Consider the following 12703-nt stretch of genomic DNA (forward strand, 5'->3'; position numbering starts at 1 on the left):
GCTCGATGAGGGGCGAATGGTATGTCCCGAAGGCGAAAGCGGCAGTGTTCGTGCAAACCGCTCGGGGAGTGCACGCTGCATCACTTCTCGACGTCCGGGGGATGCTGTTGTTTGCATCGCTCCATCACCGGGTTCGGGTCTCGGGACTGCTCCCGGGACGGCGCTCTCGGTCGATGGGCGGGACGGGATATCCGACCGGCGCTCGCGCCGATCCGGATCGCTGGGCGATCCGCACGCCACCCGTGATTCTCCTTATCCTCTAAGGACACATCAGCAGCCGGATAACCTCGGCTTGGCCGGCACCGCATACGATCGTCACGCTTTCACGGCGCAACCGGTCTGCAGGGACCATTCTGATGCTCGAATTCGGCATGGTCGGAGAACCATTCGAGAGCAAATTCGTTTTATCGAGTTCTTGTTCGATTTGGCAAGGATTTCCGTTGGCTGTTGCAGGAAGGACACGCAGAACATCGGGTCTGCGTTAACGTCGGAGATACCCTTCGAGGCCTTCATCATTGTTTCGCCACTTCCAAGCGGATATTGGCAAGGCCGGATTTCGCGCCGGACCCAGCCTTTCCGCGGACGGGGAGCCGCGGCCGGGCATGCCAGGCGGAATTTCGATATGCCGGGCACCGGCAGGCGTGACAGCCGTGTTCGGCGGGAAAACTGGAGATGATGGGCGGAATGAGGCTCGCCGCGATTGGCATGCTGGTCTTGTTAGGGATGGGGCAGGCCCAGATGAGCCATGCCGCCCAAGGTCCCGTTGCACCCCCTGCCACGGCCGAACCCGCAGTGACACCGCCACCCGCGGCAGTGGCGTCGTCGTCCCTGACGGCCAGTGACGCAAGGCTGGCGGGTGACGACAAGCGCACCCGCCTGATCGTCGATCTTCACGGTTCCGTGAACGAGCTGAATTTCCGCGTCTTCGTGTTGCCCGATCCCTATCGCGTGGTGGTGGATCTGCCGCAGATCGAGTTTGGCATGCCGCCGGAGACCGGCAAGCAGGGGCGCGGCGTGGTGAGCGCCTATCGGTTCGGCCTGATCGCGCCCGGGAAATCCCGCATCGTCCTGGACCTGACCGAGCCGGCAGCCGTGGACAAATCCTTCCTCCTCGACGCGCTGGACGATCAGCCAGCGCGGCTGGTGATCGATCTCGTCAAGACGGACAGGGCTGCCTTCCTGCGCACGGCCGCGAGCCAGAAGAGTTCGGACATGAGTGCGCACCCGCAGCCGTCCTCGCCGCCGCTCCTGCCGGAAAGCCAGCCCGGCCGGCCCGTGGTCGTGGTCGATCCCGGCCATGGCGGCATCGACATGGGTGCGACCTCCAAATCCGGCGAGCAGGAAAAGACCATCGTGCTTGAATTCGCCAAACGGCTCGCCGACAAGATCAACGAGACGGGGCGCTACCGGGCCGTGCTGACCCGTGACGGCGATACCTTCATCTCGCTGGCCGGCCGCGTGCAGTTCGCACGCGCCAACCGCGCCTCGCTGTTCATCTCGGTGCATGCCGACACCCTGCACGATCCGTTCGGCGTCAGGGGAGCTACGATCTACACGCTCTCGGACCGGGCCTCCGATGCCGAATCGGCTCGTTATGCCGAGCAGGAGAACAAGGCCGACGCGATCGCGGGCGTTGACCTTGCATCGGAGCCTGGCGATGTCGCCGATATCCTGATCGACCTCACGCGGCGCGAAACCAAATCCTTCTCCAACGGCTTTGCCAAGGTCCTGATCGACCAGTTCCAGGCCGCAGCCACGCTGAACAAGAACCCGCACCGCTCGGCTGGCTTCAAGGTGCTGACGGCTCCCGACATTCCCTCGGTGCTGCTGGAGCTCGGCTATCTGTCGAGCCGGGACGACGTGAAGCTCCTGACCTCCGATGATTGGCGCAACCGGGCGGCCGATGCCGTCGTGACGGCGATCGATGGCTTCTTCCAGCAGCGCCGCGCCAACCAGCCGGCAGCCTCCAGCGGTTCTGCGCCGGCAACGCCCTGAACATTCGGTCGCGGCTTTCGCAGAACGGGTTCCCGCAGGGGTCTTGCACAGGCATGTTGCGGGGGAGCCGCAGTTTCTCCACAAAAGCCCTGCAAAAGCGTCGAGGTGCAGTTGCCGCGCTTGGGTTCGACTGGCCTGGCATGTTAGATGTCAAACGAATGTGCCGGGGCTGCCGGTATGAAAACGAACGGCTTTGGCCCAAACCCGGCAATGGCAGGGCAGGGAAGATATTGCCGATGAAAGCGTTGTGATGAGACTTTTCGTTCGGTTCCTTGGATTTTTGTTCACAACGGCATCGATGTTGTTCCTTGTCGGGGGATCGTTCGTGGCCCTCTATGTCTGGGCCAACACACGCGACTTGCCCGATACCGCAGCGCTCAAGGATTACGAACCACCGGTCATGACCCGCGTGCACGCGGGCGATGGCGCGCTCCTGGCCGAATATGCCCGCCAGCGCCGCCTCTATCTGCCGATCGAGGTGATGCCGCCGCTCCTGATCCACGCTTTCATGTCGGCGGAAGACAATGATTTCTACAATCATGTCGGCATCGACCCCAAGGGCGTGCTGCGCGCGCTGATTGCCAATGTCACGCATAAGGGCCGCCGCCAGCAGGGGGCATCGACCATCACGCAGCAGGTCGCCAAGAACTTCTTCCTCGCGCCCGACCAGAACATCGTGCGCAAGATCAAGGAGGCCATCCTGGCCCTGCGGATGGAGCAGACCTATTCCAAGGACAAGATCCTCGAGCTCTATCTGAACGAGATCTATCTGGGCATGGGCAATTACGGCGTGGCCGCCGCTGCCCTCAATTATTTCGGCAAATCGGTCGACGAACTCGGCGTCGCCCAGGTCGCCTATCTCGCCGCCCTGCCGAAGGGGCCGAACAACTACAATCCGATCCGCAATCACGATGCGGCCGTCGGTCGACGCAATTGGGTGATCGACCAGATGGTTTCCAATGGCTACATCTCCAAGGAGGAGGGGCGGAAGGCCCAGGCGGAGCCCCTGGCCGTGACGCCGCGTTCCTTCGAAGGCGCCCAGAGCTACGCGGCCAATTATTTCACGGAGGAAGTCCGGCGCGAGATCGCCGAGCGCTATGGCGAGGACAAGCTCTATGAAGGGGGCTTGTCGGTACGCACCACGCTCGATCCGAAGCTCCAGCGCCTGGCGCGTGATGCCATGGTGGCCGGACTGGTGCGCTTCGACGAGCGCGGCGGCTTCCGTGGCCCGGTCAAGAATGTCGACCTCGGCGAGGACTGGGGCGTGACACTGGGTGCGGAAAAGCGCCTGAGCGACATCAAGCCCTGGCAACTCGCCATCGTCCTCGATGCCGGCGACAACTCCGCCCGCATCGGCCTGCAGCCGCCGCTGGACCGTTTCGGCTCGATCTCCACCGAACGCCCGACCGGCACCGTCAATCTGGATGGCGTGAAATGGGCACGCAGCCGGGTCGGCAAGGTCAGCCAGATCCTGAAGGTCGGCGACATCATCTATGTCGAGCCCAAGACCGACGGCACCTTCCGCCTGCGCCAGATCCCCGAAATCTCCGGCGCCATGGTGGTGATGGATCCCTATACCGGCCGTGTGCTCGCCATGGTGGGGGGCTTTTCCTTCGACCAGAGCGAGTTCAACCGCGCCACCCAGGCGCAGCGCCAGCCCGGCTCCTCCTTCAAGCCCTTCGTCTATGCTACCGCCATCGACAATGGCTATACGCCGGCCTCCGTGGTCATGGACGCGCCGATCGAAATCAACCAGGGCAATGGCGAGACCTGGCGGCCGTCCAACTACTCCAACAAGTTCTACGGCCCGCAGACCTTGCGTTTCGGCATCGAATATTCGCGTAACGTCATGACGGTTCGGCTCGCCCAGGACGTCGGCATGCCGCTGATCGCCGAATATGCCCGCCGCTTCGGCGTCTATGACGACCTGCCGTCCTATCTGTCGGGCGCACTCGGCGCCGGCACCACCACCGTGATGCGCATGGTTGCCGGTTATGGCATGCTCGAGAATGGCGGCCGCCTGATCAAGCCGACCTTGATCGACCGCATCCAGGACCGCTGGGGCAAGACCATCTACAAGCATGACGAGCGGATCTGCCAGGGCTGCAATGCCGACGACTGGAGCAATCAGGACGAACCCAAGCTGCTCGATCCGCGCGAGCAGGTGCTCGATCCGATGACGGCCTATCAGGTCACCTCAATGCTGGAAGGCGTGATCCAGCACGGATCGGCCCAGACGCTGCGTTCGCTCAATCGCCCGATTGCCGGCAAGACTGGCACCACCAGCGACGAGAAGGATGCCTGGTTCATCGGTTATTCGCCCGACCTCGTCTGCGGCCTCTATGTCGGCTACGACACGCCGCGCCATATCGGCAACAAGGTCACGGGCGGCAGCCTGGCGGCGCCGATTTTCGGCACTTTCATGAAGACGGCCCTGGCCGACAAGGCACCCGTGCCCTTCCGCGTGCCGCCCGGCATCAAGCTGATCCGTATCGACCGCAAGACCGGCATGCGTTCGGATGGTGGCGGCGCCATCCTGGAAGCCTTCAAGCCCGGCACGGCACCGCCCGACAACTACACTGTCATCGGTTCTGGCAGCGGTGGCTCGGAGGGCGGCGGTGGCGGGCCCGTCTCGATGGGGACGGGTGATCTCTACTGATTGTCCTTTCCCTCGCCGAACAGCTTGCCTATATGAAGCCCGGCGAGGGTAAAGTGCGAATTCTCCGAATCGAACTTCTTCTCCAACTCTTTGTTTCGACGCATTTTCTGAAGCGAAAAGTCTGTCGACCTTTCTCGAAAATGCTTTTGCCAATCTCGAACGGGCGATTCTTTCATGCGCGCTGAAATCCTGTCCCTGGCGGACGAAATCAAGCAGTCTGCTGGACTGCTGAGGAGGCATCTTTGACTGGGATACTTCCTACGCCCGCCTGCAAGAACTGAACCACCTCTCCGAACAGCCTGACTTCTGGAACGACGCCGAGAAGGCCCAGAAGCTGATGCGCGAGCGTACCGATCTCGACGATCGGTTGTCGTCGCTCGTCCGCATCGAGAAGGACCTCGACGAAACGCTCGAGCTTGCCGAACTCGGTGAAGCCGATGGCGACGAGTCGATCGTCGACGAGGCCCAGACCGCATTGGAATCCTTGAAGAACGAGGTCGTCGAACGCCAGTTCGAGGCTCTGTTCTCCGGCGAGGCCGACAACAACGATACCTATATCGAAATCAATTCCGGCGCCGGCGGCACGGAGAGCCAGGATTGGGCCAATATGCTCCTGCGCATGTATACGCGCTGGGGTGAGCGGCATCGTTTCAAGGTGGAGTTGATGGATTTCACGGATGGTGAAACCGCCGGTATCAAGTCGGCCACCATCCTGGTGAAGGGAACCAAGGCCTATGGCTGGGCCAAGGTGGAATCGGGCGTGCATCGCCTCGTGCGCATCTCGCCCTACGATTCCAACGCCCGCCGGCATACGTCCTTCGCCAGTGTCTGGGTCTATCCGGTGATCGACGACTCGATCAACATCGAGATCAATGAATCCGACTGCCGCATCGATACCTACCGTGCTTCGGGCGCTGGCGGACAGCACGTCAACCGGACGGACTCGGCGGTGCGCATCACCCATATTCCCTCGGGTATCGTGGTGGCCTGCCAGCAGGACCGTTCTCAGCACAAGAACCGTGCGACGGCCTGGGCCATGCTGAAGGCCCGCCTTTACGAGGCGGAGCTGAAGAAGCGCGAAGAGGCCGCCATGGCCACCCATGCCGGCAAGACCGATATCGGTTGGGGGCATCAGATCCGCTCTTATGTCCTGCAGCCCTATCAGATGGTCAAGGATACCCGCACGGGCTACACCTCGGGTACGCCCGGCGATGTGCTGGACGGTGACCTCGACGACTTCATGAAGTCCGCCCTGGCCCAGCGCGTCTATGGTGGCGGGCCCGATGCGGTCGAGGATATCGACTAGTGACAAGCCGGGGTTCCACCCCGGCTTTTTTCTTTTGAATCGAGCAAGTTACCGATGAGTTCCCATCTGATCTATCAACGCTATTCCTTTGCCCATGGCCTGATCAAGGAGGCCGGTGCCCTGGCACTTGGCTATTTCAACGAGCTGGGCAGCTTGACGGTGAAGAGCAAGGGCTTGCAGGATGTGGTCAGCGAGGCCGATCTGCAGACTGAACTGCTCATCAAGAAGCGTATCGCCGAATCCTATGCCGAGGATGGCTTCTTTGGCGAAGAGACCGGGCCGAGCGGCGTCGGCGACAAGCGCGGGATCTGGGTCGTCGATCCTATCGATGGCACCCAGCCTTTCCTGAGCGGCCTGTCGTCGTGGTGCGTGTCGATCGCCTTCGTCTATGACGGCGAATTGCAGTTCGGCCTCGTATACGCGCCGAAGGACGATGAGCTCTTTGCCGGCGGGCTGGTCGCTCCCGCCACGCTCAACGGCCGGCCGATCGAGCCGCACAAGGGCGGGGCTCTCAGCGATGGCGTGGTCAGCGTCGGCTACAACAATCGTATCAAGCCCAGCGAAGTGCTGGCGGTGCTGGCGCGCCTTCTCGATGCCGGCGGCATGTATCAGCGCAACGGCTCGGGGGCGTTGTGCCTGTGCTATGTCGCTTGTGGCCGCCTGCTCGGCTATGTCGAATCCCATATCAATTCCTGGGATTGCCTTGGCGCGATTGCCATTATCCGCGCCGCCGGCGGCCGGACCAACGACTTCCTGGCCGAAGACGGCCTGGTGAAGGGCAATGCCATCATGGCCGGAGGGCCGGCCATCTATCCGGCTCTCCAGGAATTGCTCGGCTGAACCGAGATCCAGGCCGGCTGTCACCCCGGCCTGGAGACAATGTCACCCGAGCACCATGGCGGTGAAGGGATAGACATAGGCCTGCAGTGTCACGAACAGGCCGACCAGGCAGGCCAGGACGATCGAGTGTATGAACACGTAGCGCAGGATCGTGCCTTCATGACCGTACCAGTTGGTGGCGGTGGATGCGACGACGATCGACTGTGCGTCGATCATCTTGCCCATCACGCCGCCTGAGGAGTTGGCTGCCGCCATCAACACCGGTGACAGGCCCAATTGCTGCGAGGTGATCTTCTGCAGATTGCCGAACAGCACGTTGGAGGAGGTGTCGGAGCCCGTCAGCGCGACGCCGAGCCAGCCGAGCAGCGTTCCGAAGAAGGGATAGAACACGCCCGTCGCCGCGAAGGCGAGGCCAAGGGTGGCGTCGACGCCCGACAGGCGCGTCAGCGTGCCGATGGCGAGCATGGCCGAGATGGTGATCAGCGAGATCGAGCACACCTTGATGGTGCGGCCATATTCGGCGATCAGCTTGGCTGGCGAGAACCCCATCAGCAGGCCCGACACGATGGCGGCCAGAAGCATGCCCGTGCCGGTGAAGGAGAGATAGGTAAAGGCGAACACTGCGGTTTCGGGCGTGGGTTTGGCCACCACGGGCGCCACCTTGTTGATCTGGTTGTGCAGGTCCGGCACCTGATAGTTCCAGGAGAAGATGGCATTGGCCCAGGTCTTGAAGGCGCCGGTGCCCCAGACCAGCATGAAGATGCAGACCAGGATCCAGGGAAGCAGCGCCCCCCAGAGCTGGGCTTGCGTCAAGGGCTTGCGATCGGCATCCGTGCGAGGTCTTGCCAGATCCGCTGACGGATCGTTGGTGCGCAGGGCGGGCGAGAGCCAGAGCTCCTTGGGCTGCCAGACCTTCAGGAAGAGGATCAGGCAGGCCATCGAAATCAGCGAGGCACCGATGTCGACGATCCAGGGGTTGATGTAGTTGGAGATCAGGAATTGCGGCACGGCGAAGGAGATGCCCGTGACCAGGATGGCCGGCCACACCCCGATCATGCCCCGCCAGCCGGCGAAGGCGCCGATCACCCAGAAGGGCACGATCAGTGAAAACAGCGGCAATTGCCGGCCGACCATGGCTCCCAGCACATAGGGGTCGAGCCCGGTTACCGACGCCAAGCCCTGGATCGGCGTACCCAAGGCGCCATAGGCGACCGGCGCGGTGTTGGCGATCAGGGAGAGGCCGGAAGCCGCCAAGGGTGAGAAGCCAAGGCCGATGAGGATCGCGCCGGTGATGGCAACAGGCGTGCCGAAGCCGGAAGCCCCTTCGAAAAAGGCGCCGAAGGAGAAGGCGATCAGCAGCAATTGCAGGCGCCTGTCTTCGGTGACACCGCCGATGGCTCGCTGCAGCAATTCGAAGCGGCCGCTCTCGACCGTGATGCGGTAGAGATAGATCACGTTGAGAACGATCCAGCCGATCGGGAAGAAGCCGGTGACGACACCGAGCAGGGAGGCCCGGATCGACAGGCCCGCGGGCATGGTAAAGATGAATATCGTAATGAGATTGGCGACGATGAGAGCGATCACCGCCGCGATATGCGCCTTGACCTTGCCGCTGGCGATCAGAACTAACAAGGTTACCGCAGGGATGGCAGCTGCGATGGTGGACAGTACTTCGTTGTCGAGAGGGTTATAAATCTGGTTCCACATGTGATGGCTTCCCGATTACGACTTTTATCGTTGGGGTATGCCATGCGGAAGTTCTGCTGATTTGACCGTAAAATCAAGACAGGTATCAATATAGGCCCTGCAAGCATGTGCAAGGCCTTACGATGCGTCCGGTCTTGCCCTAGAGCAAAGCGCGTTCACACGCGAACGCTTGTTTGCTCCAACTCTTTGTTCCGACGCGTCTTTGCGATTCTCGATGATTCCGAGAAATCACAAAACGCTTTAGGACTTCACGCGCACATAGCTTCCCGGCGCGTCGCCGAGAGGCTTGCGGCGTCCGCCCGGCTTGCGCTTGTCGGCGGGAACCTCCTCGGGGGCCTGCTTCCTCAGCCAGGTCAACCAGTCCGGCCACCAGGAACCGGGGTGTTCGGTGGCTCCCTCCAACCAGTCCTCATAGCTGCCGGCGACGGCGCCGCCGAGCCAGTACTGGTATTTCTTGCGGGCAGGTGGGTTCACCACGCCGGCAATGTGACCGGAGCCGGACAGGACGTAGCGCACCGGCCCGCCAAAGGCCTGGGCACCGATGAAGACGGAATTGGGCGGGGCGATGTGGTCCTCGCGGGTCGCCAGCTCATAGATCGGGATCTTCACCTTCTTGAGATCGAGGGTCTCGTCGCCCACTACCATGCGCCCGCGCGTGAGATTGTTCTCCAGATAGCAATTGCGCAGATAGAAGGAGTGGTTCTTCTCGGGCATGCGGGTGGCATCCGCATTCCAATAGAGCAGGTCGAAAGGTGTGGGCTGCTTGCCCCGCATGTAATTGTTGACGAGATAGGGCCAGATCAATTCCTGGCTGCGCAGCATGTTGAAGGCGGCGGCCATCTTGGAACCGGGAAAATAGCCGTGCTCGGCCATGGTTTTCTCGATCCATTGAATGTGGTCCTCGTCGGCGAAGACCTTGAGATCGCCGGCCTTGTCGAAATCGACCTGGGTGGCGAACAAGGTGGCCGAGGTTATGCGGGTGTCGCCCTTGGCAGCCAGCCAGGCCAGCGTCACCGAGAGCAGGGTGCCGCCGACGCAATAGCCGATGGCGGAGACTTCCTTCTCGCCGGTGATCTTGCCGATTTCATCGAGGGCTGTGACCGGCCCTTCCTTCATATATTCCAGGAAGCCTTTGTTGCGCTGCTTCTCGTCCGGATTGACCCAGGAGATCACGAAGACGGTCAGGCCCTGGTCGACACACCATTTGATGAAGCTCTTTTCGGGCGTCAGGTCGAGCACGTAGAACTTGTTGATCCAGGGCGGGCAGATCAGGATGGGCCGCTTCAGCACGCTGGCCGTGGTCGGCGTATATTGCAGCAGCTCCATGGTGGCGTTGCGGAAAACCACCTTGCCCGGCGTGGTGGCAAGATTGACGCCCACCTCGAATTTCGAGGTATCGGACTGGCGTATCTTCAGATCGCCATCGCCGGCATCGATATCCTCTTTCAGCATTTCCAGGCCGCGCACCAGGTTTTCGCCGTTCTCGGCCAGCGTGTCGCGAATGAGCGAAGGATTGGTGGCGATGAAATTGCTCGGCGAGATCGCGGCCGAGACCTGCCGCACGTAGAAATCGGCCTTATGGCGCAGGCGTGGCTCCAGGCCGTCGGCCTCGTGTACAAGCTTCTCTGCCCAGCGGCTGGTAATCAGATAGGCCTGCTTGAGCAGGTCGAAATACTGGTTCTGGCTCCATTCGGGGTCGCGAAAGCGGGCATCCTTGGGGTCGGGCTCCGCGGCAGGCTTGGCTTCCTCGCCGGCCATGCGCTGCAGCGAGGAGGTCCATAGGGACATAAAACCACTGGCGAGGCTGGTCTGTGCCTGCAGGGCGCGTTGCGGGTCGGACAGCCAATATTGCGCCAGATGACCGATGGAATTGACCGCGTCGGCGACCTCCTCGGTGATGTCGCTCTTGACCCTGCCGTCCTCCCGCGGGCGCAGATAGGCCGCCAGAGCCTTGCCGCCTTCCTCCACCGCGCGCCCCATATTACGGGCAAGCGTCTCGATATCGACCGGTCCAAATGAGGTCAGCGACTCGGCCGAGGGAGGGGGATTGGAGTTTTTCTCGTTCTTCATCGCGCCCCATCTTGGCTCTTTACGGCCCTTCATTAGAACATGTTTTTCCTTCCTGTGAATGCTTCTTCGCATCGCTTTGTGAACCATGACGGTGATTTCATCGATTTTCCCTGTTTGCCGATCGGCCGGCGCTCTATAAGAGAGGGGAGAAATTGCGAGAACGTCATGCGGATCCATTCCTTCCTCGTCGTCGCCGCATTGGCCGGCATCGGGCTTGCCAGCTGCGCCGGCGGCTCCGGCCAGACCAGCAAGCGCCTCGGGCTGACCTCGGGGCCGTTGCCGACGCCGCAGCCCTTCGTGACGCAATCCCGCACGAGCCAGCCCAATGTCTATCCGCGGATCGGTGCTTTGCCGCCGCCGCGCAGCGACCAGATTCTGTCCATGAGCGAGCGCAAGGCGCTGGAGGCCAGCCTGCTGGCGACGCCGGGCCGACAGCCGAGCCCCGAGGAACTCAAGGCCCGAGCGCAGGCCAACCGCAAGGTCGCCCAGAAGCGCGTGCCGCCGTCCCAGCGCAAGCATGTCGGCTTTTTCCCGCCGCAATGATCGATATCGCATTGTCGTGGATCGATTTTTCACGACCGGCGCAGATTTTTGGCATTTCTTTTGCCATCATTCATCGAAATGATTTAGAGGTTCGCTCCCCGTAACTCTGAATGCGCTGTCGCGCGAAAGCACCGTCATGTCCGACTTTTACTCAACCCGCCGTTTGCCGCCCTATGTCTTCGAGCAGGTCAACCGGGTGAAGGCGGCAGCACGCGGGCAGGGCGCAGATATCATCGACCTGGGCATGGGCAACCCCGACCTGCCCACGCCGAAATTCATCACCGACAAGCTGATCGAGACGGCCCAGAAGCCGCGCACCAATCGCTATTCGGCATCCAAGGGCATTCCGGGCCTGCGCAAGGCCCAGGCCAATTATTATGCCCGCCGCTTCGGCGTGAAACTTAATCCCGACACCCAGGTTGTCGCCACGCTCGGCTCCAAGGAAGGCTTCGCCAACATGGCGACCGCCATCACCGCGCCCGGCGACGTGGTGCTATGTCCCAATCCATCCTACCCGATCCATGCCTTCGGCTTTCTGATGGCGGGGGGCGTCATCCGTTCCGTTCCGGCCGAGCCGAATGAGGATTTCTTCCGCTCGGCGGAACGGGCTGTGAAGCACTCGATCCCCAAGCCGATTGCGGTGATCGTCTCCTATCCCGCCAATCCGACGGCCTGCGTCGCCAGCCTCGATTTCTACCGGGACCTGATCGCCTTCGCCAAGGCGAACGACCTGTTCGTACTCTCCGACCTGGCCTATTCGGAAATCTATTTCGGCAGTGAGCCGACGCCGTCCGTGCTGCAGATCCCGGGCGCGATGGATGTTGCCGTCGAATTCACCACCCTGTCCAAGACCTTCTCGATGGCGGGCTGGCGCATGGGCTTTGCAGTCGGCAATGAGCGGCTCTGCGCGGCGCTCGCCCGCGTGAAGTCTTATCTCGATTACGGCGCCTATACCCCGATCCAGGTCGCTGCCGCTGCGGCGCTGAACGGGCCGGAAGACTGCATCGCCGAAATGCGCGAGACCTATCGCAAGCGCCGCGATGCCCTGGTGGAGAGTTTTGCCCGTGCCGGGTGGGACGTGCCGACCCCGCCGGCCTCGATGTTCGCCTGGGCGCCGATCCCGCCCAAGTTCAAGGAACTGGGCTCGGTGGAGTTCTCCAAGCTCCTGATCGAGAAGGCTTCGGTTGCGGTGGCGCCGGGCATCGGCTTCGGCGAGCATGGCGACGATTTCGTGCGCATCGCCTTCGTCGAGAACGAGCAGCGCATCCGCCAGGCGGCGCGCAACATCCGCAAGTTCATGGAAGGCGCAGACCAGACGCTGCACAATGTGCTGCCGCTCACGAAGTCTGCGTGATCCGGTGTGCCGGTCTTCAGACCGGCGTTCCTGTCGACGAGCGTGAGATTCCGTGCCGGTCCCGCTCCATCGTGATGGAGCTGGGAAGACCGGCACGCCGAATTTTTCGTGATGACTAAAAATGCATGGCTGACAGGCAGTAAAAAGACGACTGCCTGTCTTTCCCTTGTCGATTTCAAATGGTAAACGATCGCGCCAACCCAGCTCCGGCGGCACGGATTCCAGCCCC

General features: G+C 62.0%; 8 protein-coding genes. 6 read left to right on the top strand and 2 right to left on the bottom strand.

Annotated elements, in window-relative coordinates; genetic code table 11:
- Nucleotides 1-672 precede the first annotated feature (672 nt).
- The 4 genes from BA190_RS03450 to BA190_RS03465 all read left to right on the top strand — a co-directional run bounded on the left by BA190_RS03450 (nt 673) and on the right by BA190_RS03465 (nt 6800).
- Entirely contained in the window at nt 673-1995 is a 1323-nt protein-coding gene (locus BA190_RS03450) for an N-acetylmuramoyl-L-alanine amidase (protein WP_245314532.1), read from the top strand.
- A gap of 250 nt (nt 1996-2245) precedes the next feature.
- A complete protein-coding gene (locus BA190_RS03455) occupies nt 2246-4654 on the top strand; it encodes a penicillin-binding protein 1A (protein ID WP_068282602.1) in 2409 nt (802 codons plus the stop codon).
- Between the two features lie 174 nt (nt 4655-4828).
- Nucleotides 4829-5960, top strand: a protein-coding gene (prfB, locus tag BA190_RS03460) for a peptide chain release factor 2 (RefSeq protein WP_156771346.1) whose coding sequence is annotated in 2 segments (ribosomal slippage) — nt 4829-4897 and nt 4899-5960 — 1131 coding nt in all. Because the reading frame shifts where the segments join, the coding sequence is not laid out codon by codon here.
- Nucleotides 5961-6014: 54 nt separating this feature from the next.
- A complete protein-coding gene (locus BA190_RS03465; protein ID WP_068282607.1) occupies nt 6015-6800 on the top strand; it encodes an inositol monophosphatase in 786 nt (261 codons plus the stop codon).
- A gap of 42 nt (nt 6801-6842) precedes the next feature.
- Here BA190_RS03465 and BA190_RS03470 read toward each other — a convergent pair whose 3' ends face one another.
- Both BA190_RS03470 and BA190_RS03475 read right to left on the bottom strand, forming a co-directional pair.
- The gene (locus BA190_RS03470; protein WP_068282610.1) at nt 6843-8507 is read right to left on the bottom strand and encodes an L-lactate permease; all 1665 of its coding nucleotides are present in this window, start codon (nt 8505-8507) and stop codon (nt 6843-6845) included.
- A gap of 240 nt (nt 8508-8747) precedes the next feature.
- A complete protein-coding gene (locus BA190_RS03475) occupies nt 8748-10577 on the bottom strand; it encodes a class I poly(R)-hydroxyalkanoic acid synthase (protein ID WP_082979424.1) in 1830 nt (609 codons plus the stop codon).
- Nucleotides 10578-10742: 165 nt separating this feature from the next.
- Between BA190_RS03475 and BA190_RS03480 the strand changes: the two genes are divergently transcribed.
- A complete protein-coding gene (locus tag BA190_RS03480; RefSeq protein ID WP_068282613.1) occupies nt 10743-11120 on the top strand; it encodes a hypothetical protein in 378 nt (125 codons plus the stop codon).
- Nucleotides 11121-11256: 136 nt separating this feature from the next.
- Nucleotides 11257-12474 (top strand): LL-diaminopimelate aminotransferase, encoded by a 1218-nt coding sequence (locus BA190_RS03485; RefSeq protein ID WP_068282616.1) that lies wholly within the window; start codon nt 11257-11259, stop codon nt 12472-12474.
- Nucleotides 12475-12703 lie beyond the last annotated feature (229 nt).

Source organism: Labrys sp. WJW (genome assembly GCF_001676615.1).
Lineage (GTDB): Bacteria > Pseudomonadota > Alphaproteobacteria > Rhizobiales > Labraceae > Labrys > Labrys sedimenti.